This window comes from Ruminococcus sp. BSD2780120874_150323_B10, from assembly GCF_015553695.1.
Taxonomy (GTDB): Bacteria; Bacillota; Clostridia; order Oscillospirales; family Acutalibacteraceae; genus Ruminococcoides; species Ruminococcoides intestinale_A.
In genome coordinates this window covers 212,616-229,309 of record NZ_JADNHD010000001.1, presented here as the reverse complement: position 1 = coordinate 229,309, position 16,694 = coordinate 212,616, and the positions used below count along the sequence as shown (strand labels likewise).

At 38.2% G+C, this 16,694-nt stretch carries 18 protein-coding genes; 14 read left to right on the top strand and 4 right to left on the bottom strand.

What is annotated here, in order from left to right; translation table 11 throughout:
* Positions 1-264: 264 nt before the first annotated feature.
* The 5 genes from eno (at position 265) to I2E21_RS01120 (ending at position 5,861) form a co-directional block, all read left to right on the top strand.
* Positions 265-1,560: a phosphopyruvate hydratase gene (eno, locus tag I2E21_RS01140; protein ID WP_195410131.1), complete on the top strand. Its 1,296-nt coding sequence runs from the start codon at positions 265-267 to the stop codon at positions 1,558-1,560.
* A gap of 727 nt (positions 1,561-2,287) precedes the next feature.
* Positions 2,288-2,515, top strand: a complete 228-nt coding sequence (locus I2E21_RS01135; RefSeq protein ID WP_195410130.1) for a DUF3343 domain-containing protein — start codon at positions 2,288-2,290, stop codon at positions 2,513-2,515.
* Positions 2,512-3,666 carry an aminotransferase class V-fold PLP-dependent enzyme gene (locus I2E21_RS01130; protein WP_195410129.1) on the top strand — a complete coding sequence of 385 codons (1,155 nt, stop codon included), beginning with the start codon at positions 2,512-2,514 and terminating at the stop codon, positions 3,664-3,666. Before I2E21_RS01135 ends, I2E21_RS01130 begins: the two co-directional genes overlap by 4 nt.
* A 64-nt stretch (positions 3,667-3,730) precedes the next feature.
* Complete coding sequence (gene cdaA / locus I2E21_RS01125) at positions 3,731-4,609, top strand: diadenylate cyclase CdaA (RefSeq protein ID WP_195410128.1); 879 nt, start codon at positions 3,731-3,733, stop codon at positions 4,607-4,609.
* Complete coding sequence (locus tag I2E21_RS01120) at positions 4,596-5,861, top strand: CdaR family protein (RefSeq protein ID WP_195410127.1); 1,266 nt, start codon at positions 4,596-4,598, stop codon at positions 5,859-5,861. The genes cdaA and I2E21_RS01120 overlap by 14 nt, the downstream gene beginning before the upstream one ends.
* A 551-nt stretch (positions 5,862-6,412) precedes the next feature.
* Here the strand turns inward: I2E21_RS01120 and I2E21_RS01115 are convergent.
* From I2E21_RS01115 to ylxM, 4 genes are all read right to left on the bottom strand, one after another.
* On the bottom strand, positions 6,413-6,646 hold the full coding sequence (locus I2E21_RS01115; RefSeq protein WP_022235346.1) for a KH domain-containing protein: 234 nt from the start codon (positions 6,644-6,646) through the stop codon (positions 6,413-6,415).
* Between the two features lie 23 nt (positions 6,647-6,669).
* Positions 6,670-6,915 (bottom strand): 30S ribosomal protein S16, encoded by a 246-nt coding sequence (gene rpsP / locus I2E21_RS01110; protein WP_022235347.1) that lies wholly within the window; start codon positions 6,913-6,915, stop codon positions 6,670-6,672.
* 63 nt (positions 6,916-6,978) lie between these two features.
* The gene (ffh, locus tag I2E21_RS01105; RefSeq protein ID WP_195410126.1) at positions 6,979-8,355 is read right to left on the bottom strand and encodes a signal recognition particle protein; all 1,377 of its coding nucleotides are present in this window, start codon (positions 8,353-8,355) and stop codon (positions 6,979-6,981) included.
* Between the two features lie 12 nt (positions 8,356-8,367).
* Positions 8,368-8,718, bottom strand: a complete 351-nt coding sequence (gene ylxM / locus I2E21_RS01100) for a YlxM family DNA-binding protein (protein ID WP_195410125.1) — start codon at positions 8,716-8,718, stop codon at positions 8,368-8,370.
* 307 nt (positions 8,719-9,025) lie between these two features.
* On the opposite strand from ylxM, the gene I2E21_RS01095 reads away from it, so the two are divergent.
* The 9 genes from I2E21_RS01095 to I2E21_RS01055 all read left to right on the top strand — a co-directional run bounded on the left by I2E21_RS01095 (position 9,026) and on the right by I2E21_RS01055 (position 16,682).
* Entirely contained in the window at positions 9,026-9,961 is a 936-nt protein-coding gene (locus tag I2E21_RS01095; RefSeq protein WP_022235350.1) for a PhoH family protein, read from the top strand.
* Between the two features lie 58 nt (positions 9,962-10,019).
* Complete coding sequence (ybeY, locus tag I2E21_RS01090; RefSeq protein WP_022235351.1) at positions 10,020-10,532, top strand: rRNA maturation RNase YbeY; 513 nt, start codon at positions 10,020-10,022, stop codon at positions 10,530-10,532.
* A 7-nt stretch (positions 10,533-10,539) separates the two neighbouring features.
* Positions 10,540-11,040 (top strand): diacylglycerol kinase family protein, encoded by a 501-nt coding sequence (locus I2E21_RS01085; RefSeq protein ID WP_022235352.1) that lies wholly within the window; start codon positions 10,540-10,542, stop codon positions 11,038-11,040.
* A gap of 41 nt (positions 11,041-11,081) precedes the next feature.
* Positions 11,082-11,990, top strand: coding sequence for a GTPase Era (era, locus tag I2E21_RS01080; RefSeq protein WP_195410124.1), 909 nt, complete (start codon positions 11,082-11,084; stop codon positions 11,988-11,990).
* Positions 11,990-12,475, top strand: coding sequence for a GNAT family N-acetyltransferase (locus I2E21_RS01075; RefSeq protein ID WP_117705881.1), 486 nt, complete (start codon positions 11,990-11,992; stop codon positions 12,473-12,475). The genes era and I2E21_RS01075 overlap by 1 nt, the downstream gene beginning before the upstream one ends.
* 58 nt (positions 12,476-12,533) lie before the next feature.
* Entirely contained in the window at positions 12,534-12,707 is a 174-nt protein-coding gene (locus I2E21_RS01070; protein ID WP_022235354.1) for a hypothetical protein, read from the top strand.
* On the top strand, positions 12,658-13,401 hold the full coding sequence (gene recO / locus I2E21_RS01065; RefSeq protein ID WP_195410123.1) for a DNA repair protein RecO: 744 nt from the start codon (positions 12,658-12,660) through the stop codon (positions 13,399-13,401). Before I2E21_RS01070 ends, recO begins: the two co-directional genes overlap by 50 nt.
* A 15-nt stretch (positions 13,402-13,416) precedes the next feature.
* Positions 13,417-15,777 carry an endonuclease MutS2 gene (locus I2E21_RS01060; RefSeq protein WP_195410122.1) on the top strand — a complete coding sequence of 787 codons (2,361 nt, stop codon included), beginning with the start codon at positions 13,417-13,419 and terminating at the stop codon, positions 15,775-15,777.
* Positions 15,778-15,905: 128 nt separating this feature from the next.
* Positions 15,906-16,682, top strand: a complete 777-nt coding sequence (locus I2E21_RS01055; protein ID WP_195410121.1) for a Cof-type HAD-IIB family hydrolase — start codon at positions 15,906-15,908, stop codon at positions 16,680-16,682.
* Positions 16,683-16,694: the final 12 nt, after the last annotated feature.

Genomic DNA, 16,694 nt, shown 5'->3' with positions numbered 1-16,694 from the left:
TTTACTTTTGTTATAATAAACAGCACTGATTATTATAACATATACAAGAATTAAATTAAACTGTAATTTATTAAAATTTATAAAATTGTAAAAAAATACTTGATTTTATTTTGAGTGTAGTATATAATGTATTCAGTTAGTTAAAACTAACCAATTGAATAAATCATGTGGACTTCCTATGAATCCTCTACTTCTATTCGCCGGAGGGCACTGCTGACCTTCCGGAAGGAAGTCTGCGAATAAGATGATAAGGAGATTGTAAAAATGGCTTATTGGGAAATTGAAAAAGTTGTTGGCAGAGAAATTCTTGATTCTCGCGGAAACCCTACTGTAGAAGCAGAGGTTACTCTTATTGACGGTACTGTTTCAAGAGGTACTGCTCCAAGCGGTGCGTCAACAGGTGAGTTCGAGGCTCTTGAGCTTCGTGACGGTGACAAGAGCAGATATCTCGGTAAGGGTGTTTCTAAGGCAGTTGAAAATATTAATACAGTAATTAACGATACTATTACAGGTATGGACGCTTCTGACATTTATGCTGTTGACAAAGCGATGATTGAAGCTGACGGTACAAAAGACAAGTCAAATCTTGGCGCAAATGCTATTCTTGCCGTTTCTATTGCAACTGCAAGAGCAGCAGCTACTGCTCTTGACATTCCGCTTTACAGATTCCTCGGCGGTATTTCAGGCAACAGACTTCCTGTACCTATGATGAATATTCTCAACGGCGGCGCACACGCCGCAAACACTGTTGATGTTCAGGAATTTATGATTATGCCTGTCGGCGCTCCGAGCTTTAAGGAATGTTTGCGCTGGTGTGCAGAGGTTTTCCATGCACTTGCCGCTTTACTTAAATCTAAAGGACTTGCTACTTCTGTTGGCGATGAGGGCGGCTTTGCTCCTGACCTTGCAAGTGACGAGGAGGCTATTCAGTATATTCTTGAGGCTGTTAAAAATGCAGGCTATGAGCCGGGTAAGGACTTTATGATTGCTATGGACGCAGCATCTTCCGAGTGGAAGGGCAGCAAGAAGGGCGAGTATGTTCTTCCAAAGGCAGGCACAAAGTTTACTTCTGCAGAGCTTATTGAGCATTGGAAAAAGCTTGTTGAAAAGTATCCGATTATCTCTATTGAAGATGCTCTTGACGAAGAGGACTGGGAAGGCTGGCAACAGCTTACTAAGGAGCTCGGCGACAAAGTCCAGCTCGTTGGTGACGACCTCTTTGTTACAAATACAGAAAGACTTGCAAAGGGCATTGAGCTTGGTTGCGGTAACTCAATTCTTATTAAACTTAACCAGATCGGTTCGGTTTCAGAAACACTTGAGGCAATCAAGATGGCTCACAAGGCAGGCTATACTGCAATTTCTTCACACCGCAGCGGTGAAACAGCAGATACAACAATCGCTGACCTTGCGGTAGCACTTAACACTTGCCAGATTAAAACAGGTGCTCCAAGCCGTTCAGAGCGTGTTGCAAAGTACAATCAGCTTTTAAGAATTGAGGAAGAGCTTGGCGACAGCGCAGTTTATCCACAGATGAAAGCTTTTAATGTTAAAAAGTAAAATTTTTATCTTGCATTAATAGTAATTAAGAGAGAGCAGGTAGCATGCAGCTGTCTGCTCTCTCTGTTTGTGAGGATTATATGGCAAGAATGTTTTGTTATGTTTAATGCCGAAGAAGTATTTTAAATTGTGGTTTAGCGGAGTGTCGGTTGGGCATTGAAATTTAGCTAACGCTAAATTATCCTCCAAAAAACAAAAAAAGTTTACTCAATTTTTTCAAAAATTGCGGGTTTGGGCAGCGCCCATAAAATCGTCCGATATAACAATTTATCAGGCGCAAACAGCCACGCTGTTTGCGTGTTAAGACTTAGTTTGTTAAAACAGGCGACAGCCATTATAAACAGAAACGCTAAAAACATTGTCAACGCATTGCGTTGACTATGAAAATGAAGTGTATTTCCTTTTGTTGCTCTCGCAAGGGCTTTCGCCTGTTTGTTCAAGCCGCCAAACAGCGAGCTGTTTGGCTATCGTCAGATTGCATAAACGGAAAGTATTTGTGGAGTTTACCCACACCCACGACCTTTGAAAAGGTCGACCAAACTTTTATAATTGCCTTGTGAAGTATTCCGCTAAACCATAATTTAACTGAAATTATTTGTTAATCAAAACATTTTGATCAGCTAAGATTCAAAATATTTGAAACATTATAAGATAACCATATAACAAGAAATTCATATTATATAGCAGGGAGATATTAAAAAATAAGATTTATAAAGTGGTGAATAATATGAAAAAAGCAGTATTTGTTTTAGGTACTTTAACTTATACTCAAAGGGGAAGAGAGGCATTGCGACGGCGTGGAATTCTTACAAAAATTATTCGTACTCCCGTGCAATATCGCAATGGTTCATGCGGTTACAGTTTGTTGGTTATAAACAGAGTCGATGAAAGCGTAGAAATACTAAGGGCAATGAATATACCTGTGCAGGGAGTTTATCCTGCTGATTTAGAATGATTTATTTCGATAACGGTGCAACAACTTTTCCAAAACCAAAATCCGTGGTAAATGCAGTTAATTATGCGATTACAAAAATCGGAGCTAACCCGGGACGAGGCGGCCATAATATGGCTATAAAAGCCTCTGATGTGCTTTTTGAATGCAGAAACAATGCGGCAAAACTCTTTGATATTGAAAATCCCGAAAATGTTATTATCACAAACAATTGCACAACAGCACTTAATACTGTTATAAAAGGAATTTTAAAACCCGGCGATCATGCGGTAATATCATCATACGAGCATAATGCTGTCGTGCGGCCTTTGGAGTATTTAAAAAGTAATGGAGTAGAATACTCTGTTGCCGATGTTGATTATAATGACACAGAAAAGACAATTGGTAATTTCAGAAAAGCTTTTAAAGAGAACACTAAACTTGTAGTGTGCACCCATGCATCAAATGTATTTGGTATAAAATTACCTATTCAACGAATAGCGGCCCTGTGCAAATTAAACGGAATACTTTTTTGCACAGACGCAGCTCAAACTGCAGGTATAATTCCGATTTCGCTAAAAAATTCCGATATAGATTATTTATGTACAGCAGGGCACAAAGGTTTGTACGGTCCTATGGGTACAGGTTTGCTTGTTATTAACAGCGATACTATTCCCGAAAGTCTTATTCAAGGCGGAACAGGCAGCCTTTCTGCACAAGTAAATCAACCCGAAATTTTACCTGACAAATTTGAAAGCGGAACTCATAATTTACTTGGAATAGCGGGACTTAACGAAGGCATAAAATATGTTATGAATAAATCACCGCAAAAAATATTTGACTATGAAATTAGTCTTGCAAAAAATCTTTATGACGGTTTGTCTAAAATTAAAGATATTGAATTATATACATCAAAACCCGATGATGACGGATTTGTACCGGTAGTTTCGTTTAATATAAAAAATACGGACAGCGAAAAAACGGCGCAAATTCTTAATGATAAATTTAATATTGCAGTGCGTGCCGGACTACATTGCGCACCGCTCGCTCATAAATGCTTTGGCACGCTTGAAAAAGGTACTGTTCGTGCAGTTATTTCCTCGTTTTCGACACAGTTTGAAGTTAACTATCTTATTAAATCAGTCAGTCAAATTAATTATTACAAAAGAATGTAAAAAAGGTTGCAATTCAATGCTGTTGTGTGTTAAAATAAAGTAATGAAAAACAGAGGAGGTTAAAATGATGGAATGGATACAAAGCGTATTTGCTGTATTAAAAACCATTGAAATTCGAGATATTATTGATATTCTTGCTATTGCATTCATTATTTTCAGCCTTTTCAAGCTTGTAAAAGAAACCCGTGCGGCTCAGCTTTTAAAAGGTGTTGTTGCACTTCTTATTATATATTTAATATCATCACTTTGCGGATTGATGATGCTTACGACACTTCTCAGAACATTTTTTGAGGCATCAGTTATACTTGTTGCTATTATTTTTCAGCCTGAAATCCGAAAATATTTGGAACAAATGGGTAGAAATAATACTTATAAAAAGTATATAAAACTTATTACTCATCGAGAAAAAAGTGATGAGTGGAAAATGGCTGTTAAAAAATCAATAATAGATGCCGCCGATACAGCTTTGCTGTTTTCACATTCAAAAACAGGTGCATTGCTTGTTTTTGAAAGAGAAACAAAACTTTCCGATATAGCCGCAACAGGCACAATAGTTAATGCAGATACTTCAGTTGCACTTTTCGGAAACATATTTTTTAACAAAGCTCCGCTACACGACGGCGCAAGTATTGTGCGTGACGGTAAACTTTTTGCGGCAGGATGTATATTACCGCTTACAGATAACAAAAATGTTGATATAAATCTTGGAACAAGACACAGAGCAGGACTTGGCATCAGTGAGCAAAGCGATGCTGTGGTTTTGATTGTCAGTGAAGAAACAGGTGTTATTTCGCTCGCAATTAACGGCGTACTTTACCGCAATTTTACACGCGACAGACTTATCGATAAGCTTGAGGCATTGTTACTTGAAAATACTGATGATGATTCGGCAGCTGCCGGTTTACTCCAAAAGATAAGGAGGAAGTCGGATGAAGGAAAATAAAAGCAAAAGATCAAGATTCAGGGCTTTTGTACAGAGTACAAACTTTTTATTTATCGTATCAATTGTAATTTCGCTTGTGATTTGGATTTATATGAGTATAAGTACAGGAAACGATACAAGTTTGACTATTTCGGATATACCTGTTCAGGTTGAATTGTCCGAAGACGCTGTTAATAACGGTCTGCAAGTTTTTTCGGGCAGTGATTATAAAGCCTCACTTACAGTTACAGGTAACAGAGCTGTTGTGGGTTCGTTACAGGCGTCTGATATTACCGTCAAAGCAGCTGCCAACTATGTTGATTCTGCGGGCAATTACACATTGTATCTTAATGCCTCAAAGAATGACCCTTACAGCGATTTTCAGATTTCATCTGCGATAAAACCGTCTACGATTGATGTTTTTATTGATTATCTGCGAGAGGCTACATTTGATATTCAAGAAAATGTTGTTTATAAAGTTGACGACGGTTATTATGCGTCAACCACACTGTCTTCAAAAACCATATATATTACAGGTCCGCAGTCTGAAGTATCTAAGATTTCTAAGGTTGTGGCTGCTGCGAATATAGACGGTACGCTTAATTCGTCACGCAAAGTTAATGCAGATATTATTTTGTACGATGCTGACGGTAAAGAAATTAATACGGATTTACTTTCTCTTGATTTTAAAACTGTGGAGGCTGCGATTTCTGTACTTCCCGAAAAAGAAGTTTCTTTAAAGCCGACATTTACAAACTTACCGTCAGGTTTACAAATTACCGACGATATGATTTCTGTTGAGCCTTCGTCAATACTGCTTGCAGGTACTGACGATGTATTGAATAAGACCGATTCGGTAAATCTTGCACCGATTGATTTTACATCACTTACAAATACAAAATCAATATTTGACCTTGCTGTTGAAATTCCAACCGATTGCAAGAATATCAGTAATACTTCAACTGCTAAGGTAACTCTTGATTTGTCGTCATTGTCAAGCAAAAAGCTGACAGTTGAAAAATTTATGGTACAGGGTCTTGCATCGGGATATTCTGCGGAGGTAACGCAAAAGAATCTTGAGGTTACAGTTTATGGCACAAGCAGTCAGATTGACTCCCTTAGTGCTTCGGATATAACCGCTGTTATTGATGTATCGTCTTCCGACGGTATGAAAGGCTCGGTTTCAATGCCTGTAACATTTAACATTGATAACGGTTCTTCGTGTTGGGTTTCTGGTTCTTATAAAGCAAATCTTACAATTTCAGAATCATAAAAATACCCGTGGCTGTTGCCACGGGTTTATTTTTGCTCATTGTCAAAGGTTGTGGTGAATATGGTTTAGCAAAATGATTTACCAACAATTATAAAAGTTTGGTAGACCTTTTCAAAGGTCGTGGGTATGGGCAAAGCCCACAAATACTTTCCGATTACGCAATCTGACGATAGCCAAACAGCTTGCTGTTTGGCGGCTTTAACAAATAGGCGCAAGCCTTTGCGAAAGCAATAAAAGAAAATACAATTTATTTTCATAGTCAACGCATTGCGTTGACTATGGTTTTAGCGTTTCTGATTACAATGACTGTCGCCTGCTTTAACAAACTTAGTCTTAGCACGCAAACAGCGTAGCTGTTTGCGCCCGACAAATTGTAACATTGGAAGATATTATGGACTCTGCCTAAACCTGCAAGCCTTTTTAAAGGCTTGACTTAAATTTTTAAATTATTCAGTTTAAGCTGTGAGCTAAACCAAAATTTACTACGACTTTTAATAAACAACAAAAAATAAAACCTCCGACAAAAGCCGAAGGTTTTAAAGTTTTAGTTATCAGTCGATTTCAACCATAATCTTTTCTTCGTAACGGATAGCTGCGCTGCGAGCAATTGTGCGGATAGCTTTGGCAATTCTGCCCTGCTTACCGATAATTCTGCCCATATCAGCCTCTGCTACAGAAATGTGATATACGATTGTGCCGTCCTCATTTGGTTCATCGGCAGTAACCTTTACAGCAGACGGATCATCAACAAGACCCTGTGCTATTACAGTAAGTAATTCCTGCATTTTGGTTTCCCTTTCGTGACTGATTATTCAATAATGCCGTTCTTCTTAAGAAGAGCCTTAACTGTGTCAGTTGGCTGAGCACCGTTAGCAATCCACTTCTTAACAGCTTCTGCGTCAACATTGAACTCTGATGGCTTCTTAAGAATATCGTATGTGCCGATTTCTTCAATGAAACGACCGTTTCTTGGATATCTTGAATCTGCTACTACTACTCTGTAAAAAGGTGCTTTCTTTGAACCCATTCTTCTAAGTCTGATTTTAACTGCCATTTTCTTTACCTCCGTAAATGTTATAAATCTATATTCACCAAATTTTATTTGGTTGAATGTGTGTTAGTTTTTTGGAAGATTGCTCATAGGCATTCCGCCAAGACCCGGGAGCTTTTTCATTTTTCTTTTTTTGCCGCCCTTAGTGCCTTTTGTTTTGTTTTTAAGTTGTTTCATCATCTTTTGCATTTGCTCAAGCTGTTTGATAAGTCTGTTGACTTCTTCAACACTTCTGCCTGAACCGGCTGCAATTCTTCTTTTTCTTGAAGGATTGAGCAGGGAAGGATTTGATCTTTCTTCAGGTGTCATCGAAAGTATGATAGCCTGTGTCCAGTCAATCTGTCTGTCATCAATATTTATGTTGTCAAGCTGATTTGCAATGCCGGGGATTTTTGCCAAAATACCTTTTAAAGGGCCCATCTTTTTGATTTGAGCAAACTGATCATTAAGATCATTGAAATCAAACTTATTGCTCATCATCTTTTTAGCCATTTCTTCGGCTTTGTCCTGATCAATCTTGTTTTGAGCGTCTTCAATAAGGGTAAGAACATCACCCATACCGAGAATACGGCTTGCCATACGATCAGGATGGAATACTTCAATATCTTCAAGTTTTTCGCCCGTACCTGCAAATTTAATAGGCTTGCCTGTTACGGCCTTTACCGAAAGTGCTGCACCGCCACGGGTATCACCGTCAAGTTTTGTAAGAATTACACCTGAAATCTCAAGTTTTTCGTTAAATGATTTTGCAACATTAACCGCATCCTGACCTGTCATTGAGTCGATAACGAGTAAAATCTCGTTAGGCTCAACTTCAGCCTTTACATTCTTAAGCTCATCCATAAGCTCTTCGTCAATGTGCAAACGACCTGCGGTATCAAGAATAACGACATCATTGCCGTAGTCTTTGGCGTTTCTGATTGCCTCTTTGGCTGTCTTTACAGGATTTTGAGTACCTCTTTCAAATACAGGCACTCCTGCCTTTGCACCTACAACCTTTAACTGGTCAATAGCGGCAGGTCTGTAAATATCACAAGCGACAAGCAACGGTCTGTGATTCTGATTTTTAAGCATAAGTGCAAGTTTTGCGGCGTGGGTAGTTTTACCTGAACCCTGCAAGCCGCAGAGCATAATTACTGTTGGCGGTTTAGATGCAAACTCAATTCTTGCATTGTCGCCGCCCATAAGTTCTGTAAGCTCTTCGTTTACAATTTTAACAACCATCTGACCCGGAGTAAGGCTTTCCATTACATCCTGACCAACGGCTCTTTCTGTGATTTTTGCGGTAAGTTCTTTAGCTACTTTGTAGTTTACATCAGCCTCGAGCAAAGCAAGTCTGACTTCTCGCATAGCTTCCTTAACATCGTTCTCTGAGAGCTTACCTTTATTCTTTAATTTTTTAAAAGCATTACTTAGCTTTTCTGAAAGTCCTTCAAAAGCCATAAATACACTCCTTCATTCTTTGAGTGTGCCTGCCGTTCGATTGATTTCGAGTGCAAGCTTTTTTGTTATGTCATCAGCAGAGTTTTTATAAATCTGTTCCGAAAGAGATGCGATTTTGTCAAGTCCGTTCTCAAGCTGAACAAATCTTTTAAAAAGTCCGAGCTTTTCTTCGAGTTCAAAAAGCTTTTCTTCACTGCGTTTTATACTGTCACGCACACCCTGACGGGTAATGCCTGTCTGCGCAGCAATCTCTGCAAGCGACAAATCTTCGTTGTAATACAGGTCAATTGCCTGTCTGCATGACGGTTTAAGCAATTCACCGTAGAAATCAAAAAGTAAGGATACTTCTACATTTTTTTCCATAATAAATGCTCCCACCGCTTCAAACTGTGTTTAGGTGTAAAGCTGTTTTCTTTACACTTGTGCTATTATATACTATAAAATACTTTTTGTCAAGTAATTATCAAATATAACTAATTGTAAAAAGTGAAAAAATACAAATAATGCATAAATACCGACTTGTATATTCGTCAAATCTAACAAAATTTAATTTTTTAGTAAAAAAAGCTATATTTAATAAGTTTTTTTATAAATATTGTGTTATAATTTAAATATAAATTTTGTTTATCGAGGGTTTGATTTTACGGAACAAATAATAAGCATTGACAGAATGGAAAATGCCGTTGCACTTTTTGGCAGTTTTGACGAAAATATTAAACTGATTGAAAAAGAATTTACGGTAAAGGTTGTCAGTCGTGACAGCGAGCTTAAAATAGACGGAGAAGCTGAAAATGTATCTAAAGCCGGTAAGGTAATAGACAGCCTTTTACAGCTTATCAACAGAGGAGAAGCGCTTTCCGAGCAGAATGTACGCTATTGTATTTCGCTCGTCAACGAAGGCAGCGAAGATAAGATTGAACAGCTTGCTGGCGACTGTATTTGTATTACTTCAAAAGGTAAACCGATTAAACCTAAAACCATAGGTCAGAAAAAATATTGCACAACTATTGCGAATAACACAATAACTATAGGTGTAGGACCTGCCGGTACAGGTAAGACTTACCTTGCGGTTGCTATGGCAGTAACGGCTTTTCGCAGTAAGATTGTAAACAGAATTATTCTTACAAGACCTGCGGTTGAGGCGGGTGAGAAGTTGGGATTTTTGCCCGGCGATTTGCAAAGCAAAGTTGACCCGTACTTAAGACCTTTATATGACGCTTTGTTTGATATGCTCGGTGCCGAAACCTATCAAAAGTATGTAGAGCGTGGCAATATTGAGGTTGCGCCTCTTGCTTATATGCGAGGCAGAACTCTTGATGACAGCTTTATAATTCTTGATGAGGCGCAGAACACCACTTGCGAGCAGATGAAGATGTTTTTAACAAGACTCGGCTTTAACTCAAAAATGGTAATCACAGGTGATATTACCCAGATCGACTTACCGAGGGGTGCTAAAAGCGGTCTTAAGGATTGTATAAAAATCCTTAAAAATATTGACGGCATAGGTTGCTGCCGCTTTGACGAAAAAGATGTTGTGCGTCATAAACTTGTTCAGGATATTATTAAAGCCTATGCAAAGTATGAGAACACGAGAGATCGTGACTGATAAACAAATTTAATTTATTTTAATAAATTGAAAAATAATACGGAAGGATTTGAGCAAAATGCCAGATAACAAAATCAGAGTAGTAATCACAAACAAACAAAAAGCTGTTAAAATTCCAACAGGTATCCGAATGCTTGTAAGACGCTGCTGTAACGCCGTATTAAAACTTGAAAAATTTGAAGGACCGGCTGAAATCAGCGTAACATTTGTTGATAATGCACAGATTAAGGAGCTTAACAAGCAGTACAGAGATAAAGACATTGAAACTGATGTACTTTCTTTCCCAATGGGTGAAAACGGTGTGTATGACAAAGATATTGAAACAGGCGCACAGATTCTCGGCGATGTTGTAATTTCTATGGAAAAAGCAAGAGATCAGGCTGAGCTTTACGGCCACAGCTTCCAGCGTGAGGTAGGTTATCTTACAGCACACAGTGTACTTCATCTTCTCGGTTATGACCATATTGATAATATGGAGAGAGTTCGTATGCGTGAGAAAGAGGAGCTTATTATGGAACAGCTCGGACTTCCAGCATCTTCAAGCTACATAGTTGATGACGATATGGCTTGATTAAACTATGAAGAAACAGATTTTCGGTTTTAAATGTGCGTTTAAAGGAATTATAAGAACAATAAACAGCGAGTCGCATATGAGATTTCATATTGTGGCAGGAATTTATGTTATGCTGTTTTCAATGTTTTATTCCTTTTCGCCTACGCAATACGCTGTACTTGTTTTGCTGATAACTTCGGTTATGGCGCTTGAAACGGTCAATACTTGCGTAGAGGATTTGTGCGGTCTTGTTGCCGACAGATACGAACCTCTTGTTAAGTTTGCCAAGGATGCGGCTGCCGGAGCAGTGCTTACAGTTGCGTTGGGTGCGGCAGTGATTGCGTGTATATTTTTTCTTGATTTTAATGTAATTAACACTATATTTACCTTTTTTGCCGAAAATTTGCTTTACCTTATATTTCTTTTGATTTCTGCGGTGATTTCAGCATTTTTTGTTGTGCTTGGACCTGTGGGAATTAAAGAAAAATTTATAAAATTAAAAAACAGACATTTAACAAAGGGGTAATGCATTTTGCTTGCCCCTAATTTTTTAAAACGGAGAAATTTATGAATACAAATGATAAATCAGCTTTTATTGCCATAGTCGGCAGACCGAATGTCGGTAAAAGTTCAATATTAAACAGACTTCTCGGCACGAAAATTGCAATTGTGTCAAGCAAACCACAGACTACAAGAAACAGAATTACAGGTGTTCTTACAGAGGGCGAGTATCAGATTGTTTTCTTTGATACACCGGGTATGCACAAGCCGAAAAATTCACTTGGCAAGTATATGGTTCGTTCCGTAAACGAGTCTGTCGGAGGCGTTGACTGCTGTATGCTTGTTGTTGAGGCGGATAAAAGCCCCGTACAGACCGAACTTGACTTTATTGATAAATTTAAGGCTCTCGGTATGCCCGCAATCCTTGTTATCAATAAAATTGATATGATTAAGGATAAAGAAATATTGATGAAACAAATTCTTGAGTACAGCAAACTCTATGATTTTGAGGCTATTGTTCCTGTCAGCGCAAGTGACGGCAACGGTATGAACGAATTGCTTGAAGAGCTTAAAAAGCAGGCAAGCGAGGGTGGTCATTTCTTTGAAGACGATACTCTTACAGACCAACCTGAAAGAGTTATTGCCTCTGAAATTATCAGAGAGAAAATTTTAAGACTTTGCAATGCCGAAATTCCGCACGGTACAGCCGTTGTTATTGAAAAAATGAAAACAAGAGATAACGGCATACTCGACATTGACGCAACAATTTTCTGCGAAAAAGAGTCGCATAAGCGTATTCTTATCGGCAAAAACGGTGCAATGCTAAAGAAAATCAGCACATTTGCAAGACAGGATATGGAAAGATTTTTTGATTGCAAAGTATTTTTGCAGGTGTGGATAAAAGTAAAAGAAGATTGGCGTAATCGTGCCCAGCTTTTGCAGAACTTTGGCTTTGACGAAAGTAATTTTGACTGATGAGCATATATATAAAATTAGCGGATTTTGCAGATTGCCAAAAAATTTGTGATATGCAAAGAATAGCTTTTTATGATATTTTAACAAGGTATCGTGATTATGATACAAACCCTGCTTGTGAAACGGTAGAAGTAATACAGAACAAATTTCGGCAACCTTTTACAAAATATTATTTTATTATGAAAGATGAAGAAATAATAGGTGCTGTAAGGATTGTTGAAATTGATAAAAGCACAAGGCGAATTTCACCTTTGTTTATACTTCCGCAATTTCAAAATTACGGTTATGCACAGCTTGCTATGAAGTGCATTGAGGAAGCTTATAAAAATATCAGTTGCTTTACACTTGATACCATAAAGCAAGAGAAAAAATTGTGCTATTTATATGAAAAGCTCGGATATTTGAGAACAGGCAAAGAAGAACAGCTGCATGATAATATGACTATTGTTTTTTATGAGAAAAAATTCCAAAAAACACAGTTGTAATAATTTTCATAATATAAATTCGTTCATTTGTGAAACACTACAATCGGAGGTGTTTTTTATGGATGAATGGTATATGTGGAATGCATTTTTTACAACAGGCAATGTGCTCGATTATTTAAGGTATAAAAGTATTCAGGATACCAAAGATTTGGGCGCAGATACAATTCTCAGGGAGGAAACCGATGAAATTCCAGACGATGGGGCTGATAGTGAAAGAGCAAAATATAGGTGAACAGGATAAACTCGTTCACGCTCTGACCGCAACCAACGGCATTATCAAGGCTTTTGTCCGTGGCGCTAAAAATATTAAAAATCAAAAGTGTGCGGCTACCTCCTTACTCACATACTCCCGACTTACCGTGTATAAAGGTCGGGAGAGCTACATAATCGGTGATGCGATTCCCGAAAGGATTTTTTCAAAACTTAGGGGAGATGTTGTAAAAACCTGCCTTGCACAGTATTTTTGCGAGCTTGCAATTACAATTTGTCCCCGTGAGCAAAATTCGGAGGAATTTTTGAAATTAATTTTAAATTCCTTATATCTTTTGTCGGAAAATAAGCGTTCGCCACAGCTTATTAAACCGTGCCTTGAAATGCGCCTTGCAAGTCTTGCGGGATATATGCCTGACCTTAGAATGTGCAGAATTTGCGGCGAATATTTGTGTGACAATATGCTTTTTCTTCCCAAAAGCGGTACTATTGAATGTGCGGATTGTCACCGTGAAAACGGAGATATGAAGATTTTGCTAAACCGTTCATCTCTCACGGCTTTAAGGCATACTGTTTATGCCGATGACAATAAACTTTTTTCTTTTGCATTACCTGAAAGCGACCTTGATGTACTTAACGAGGCGAGCGAAAATTATTTAAAATATATGTTTGAAAAGGATTTTTCAACGCTTAATTTTTATAAAACTATAAGTTAATTTAGGTATGATTATATGAACAGACATTATAAAACTCTTGAACTTGACAAGATTTTAAAATTACTTGCGGATCAGACAAGTATTGATGACGCTAAAGAAATGGCGTTGTCGCTTGAACCGCAGTTTGAACTTGAAAAAGTTAAAAAATTGTTAAAACAAACCGATGATGCGGTTGTTTTAAGCGGAAAATACGGCACACCGTCCTTTGGCGGTGCAAAAAATTGTGCAAATGCATTACGCAGAGCAGAGGCGGGCGGCTGTCTTTCTACAGGCGAGCTTTTACAGATTGCCGAAACGCTTAGAATTATCCGTTCCGTAAAGGAATGGCATTCAAAATTTGCATCTACGGAAACTACACTTGACGGATATTTCAGCGGTCTTGTGTCGAATAAATTTCTTGAAGAGAAAATTACAAACGCTATTATAAGCGAGGACGAAATTTCCGATAAAGCAAGTTCAACGCTTGCGGATATACGCAGAAAAATTCGTACAGCATCCTCAAAGGCAAGAGAAGTGCTTGATAAAATTATTCACAGCACACAATATCTTAAGTATTTGCAGGACGCTATCGTAACTCAGCGTGACGGCAGATATGTTGTGCCTGTAAGAAGTGAATGCAGGGGCAATGTTCCGGGACTTGTGCACGATACTTCGGCAAGCGGTGCTACGGTATTTATTGAACCGATGGGCGTTGTGCAGGCAAATAATGATATAAAACTTTTGCGTTCAAAGGAAGATGACGAAATCGAAAGAATTTTGTTTGAGCTTTCCGCAAATGCAGGAGATTTCGCAGACGCAATCATAGCAAGCTACAAAAACCTTGCTATACTTAATTTTGTATTTGCAAAGGCAAACCTTGCGTATAATATGAGAGCCTCAATGCCGATTATGAATGACAGAGGTATTGTAGATTTAAAGCAGGCAAGACACCCGATTATAGATAAAGATAAGGTTGTGCCTGTTGATATTGTTCTCGGAAAGAATTTTGATACACTTGTAATCACAGGCCCTAATACAGGCGGTAAGACCGTTACATTAAAAACTCTCGGTTTGCTCACACTTATGGCTATGTGCGGACTTCTTGTGCCGTGCGCAGACAACAGCGAGCTTTCGGTATTTCGAAGGGTGCTTGTAGATATAGGCGATGAGCAGAGTATTGAGCAGTCGCTGTCTACATTCTCGGCACATATGACAAATATTATTCAGATTATAAAAATCGCAAATGCAGGTTCGCTTGTACTGATAGATGAACTCGGTGCTGGTACCGACCCTGTCGAGGGTGCGGCGCTTGCAATTTCAATTCTTGAAAAATTAAGGGATAAACACGCAAAAATTGCGAGCACTACTCACTATGCAGAGCTTAAGGAATATGCTTTGCGTACCGAGGGCGTAGAAAATGCTTGCTGTGAATTTGATGTTACAACTTTAAGACCGACATACAGACTTTTGATTGGCGTGCCCGGTAAGAGTAATGCTTTTGCAATCACAAAAAGGCTCGGTATGGATGATGAAATTGTTGAGAGAGCAAAAGAACTTGTTTCAAGCGAAAGCCGACAGTTTGAAGATGTTGTCGGTACTCTTGAAAAACGCAGACAAAGCCTTGAAAAGCAGATTGAAAACGCAAACCGCCTCACCGCAAAAGCAAACACAGAAAAGCAAAAGGCGGAAAATGAAATTCGCAGAGCAAAAGAGAATGCCGAGCGTGAAATTGAGAGAGCAAAACAAGAGGCACAGCGCATTATTTCGAGGACAAGAGCGCAGGCTGACGCTTTGGTGGAAGAACTTGATAAGGCACGAAAGGCAAAAGAGATGTCTGCCGAGGCTCGTGCAAAGCTCAAAAAGAATCTCAATACAATGGAAAATAATGCTGACCCTGTTATGAAAAAACAGTCGGACGGCGAAAAGTACAAATTGCCAAGGCCGCTTAAGGTAGGCGACAGTGTGCTTATTTTTGACATTGACAAAAACGCAACCGTACTTGCGCCGCCGACAAAAGACGGAATGGTTCTTGTGCAGGCAGGCATTATAAAAACAAGAGTGAAAATTGATAATCTCCGACTTATTAAAGAGAAAAAGCAACAGCCACCGCAGTATTCCGCAAAAAGAAATGTACACAGTACTCTTGATGTTCGCCCGACTACGGAAGTGGATGTTCGTGGCGAAACCGCCTTTGACGCAATTATGATTGTTGATAAGGCAATCGACAATGCGGTGCTTATGAATATTAACCAACTTACTATTATTCACGGCAAGGGTACAGGCGTATTAAGAAGAGAAATTCAATCATTCCTTAGAACTCATAAAGCCGTCAAAAGTTTTAGACTCGGAGTTTTCGGCGAGGGCGAAAGCGGCGTAACTATTGTTGAGTTGAAATAATGGATTAAAATGCCGAAAACCTAAATTTATGCGAGTTTCCGGCATTTGCTTTATCAAATGACTCTGTTTGTGGGAGAGAGTAATTAATGCAAATGTAATTATTGAGAAGAACGGAAAGGAAAAATGATATGAAGAAATGCAAACTTCTATTATTTGATTTAGACGGAACTTTATTACAGAGTGACAAAACAATGTCAAGTAAAACATTATTAGCTCTAAAAAAATGCAAGGAAAATGATATATTGATAGGTGTCTCTACCTCTAGAAGTGAACAGAATTCTTTAGTGTATTTAAATGAATTAATGCCCGATATTTTAATATCGAGTGGAGGGGCATTGGTAAAATACAAAACAGAATATATTTATAGGGCAGAATTTTCCGAAGAAGAAACGAATGTGATGATTGACATGGCAAGAAATATTTGTGGAAATGATTGCGAAATTACGATAGACACAATAGATGCACATTATTGGAATTATAAAATAGATCCTAAGAAGTTGGATAAGAGCTGGGGAGATAGTATTTATACAGATTTTTCGGATTTTAACGAATGTTCATTGAAAATGTGTGTTGAAATATTTAATCAAGATAAAGCAGATGAATTAGCTCATAGACTCTCTGATTGTGATTGTATTCGTTTCTCTGATGGATTTTGGTACAAGTTCACAAAAAAGAATGTGACGAAAGAAAACGCAATTATAAAGATTACGGAAGTATGTGGATTTAGTATAGATTCAATTATTGTTTTTGGAGATGACTATGCGGATATTGGGATGCTGGAATTATGTGGAATAGGTGTTGCAATGGGGAATGCAATTGACGAAGTGAAAGAGAGAGCTGATATTGTAATTGGTTCAAATGATGAAGATGGTATTGCGGATTTTATTGAGAATGAAATATTATAGATATGTAAATGG

Excerpts from the sequence above, each read along its gene's own strand:
- eno (WP_195410131.1), top strand. The coding sequence starts at position 265 with ATGGCTTATTGGGAAATTGAAAAAGTTGTTGGCAGAGAAATTCTTGAT.
- I2E21_RS01135 (WP_195410130.1), top strand. The coding sequence starts at position 2,288 with ATGAAAAAAGCAGTATTTGTTTTAGGTACTTTAACTTATACTCAAAGG.
- I2E21_RS01130 (WP_195410129.1), top strand. The coding sequence starts at position 2,512 with ATGATTTATTTCGATAACGGTGCAACAACTTTTCCAAAACCAAAATCC.
- cdaA (WP_195410128.1), top strand. The coding sequence starts at position 3,731 with ATGATGGAATGGATACAAAGCGTATTTGCTGTATTAAAAACCATTGAA.
- I2E21_RS01120 (WP_195410127.1), top strand. The coding sequence starts at position 4,596 with ATGAAGGAAAATAAAAGCAAAAGATCAAGATTCAGGGCTTTTGTACAG.
- I2E21_RS01115 (WP_022235346.1), bottom strand. The coding sequence starts at position 6,646 with ATGCAGGAATTACTTACTGTAATAGCACAGGGTCTTGTTGATGATCCG.
- rpsP (WP_022235347.1), bottom strand. The coding sequence starts at position 6,915 with ATGGCAGTTAAAATCAGACTTAGAAGAATGGGTTCAAAGAAAGCACCT.
- ffh (WP_195410126.1), bottom strand. The coding sequence starts at position 8,355 with ATGGCTTTTGAAGGACTTTCAGAAAAGCTAAGTAATGCTTTTAAAAAA.
- ylxM (WP_195410125.1), bottom strand. The coding sequence starts at position 8,718 with ATGGAAAAAAATGTAGAAGTATCCTTACTTTTTGATTTCTACGGTGAA.
- I2E21_RS01095 (WP_022235350.1), top strand. The coding sequence starts at position 9,026 with ATGGAAAATGCCGTTGCACTTTTTGGCAGTTTTGACGAAAATATTAAA.
- ybeY (WP_022235351.1), top strand. The coding sequence starts at position 10,020 with ATGCCAGATAACAAAATCAGAGTAGTAATCACAAACAAACAAAAAGCT.
- I2E21_RS01085 (WP_022235352.1), top strand. The coding sequence starts at position 10,540 with ATGAAGAAACAGATTTTCGGTTTTAAATGTGCGTTTAAAGGAATTATA.
- era (WP_195410124.1), top strand. The coding sequence starts at position 11,082 with ATGAATACAAATGATAAATCAGCTTTTATTGCCATAGTCGGCAGACCG.
- I2E21_RS01075 (WP_117705881.1), top strand. The coding sequence starts at position 11,990 with ATGAGCATATATATAAAATTAGCGGATTTTGCAGATTGCCAAAAAATT.
- I2E21_RS01070 (WP_022235354.1), top strand. The coding sequence starts at position 12,534 with ATGGATGAATGGTATATGTGGAATGCATTTTTTACAACAGGCAATGTG.
- recO (WP_195410123.1), top strand. The coding sequence starts at position 12,658 with ATGAAATTCCAGACGATGGGGCTGATAGTGAAAGAGCAAAATATAGGT.
- I2E21_RS01060 (WP_195410122.1), top strand. The coding sequence starts at position 13,417 with ATGAACAGACATTATAAAACTCTTGAACTTGACAAGATTTTAAAATTA.
- I2E21_RS01055 (WP_195410121.1), top strand. The coding sequence starts at position 15,906 with ATGAAGAAATGCAAACTTCTATTATTTGATTTAGACGGAACTTTATTA.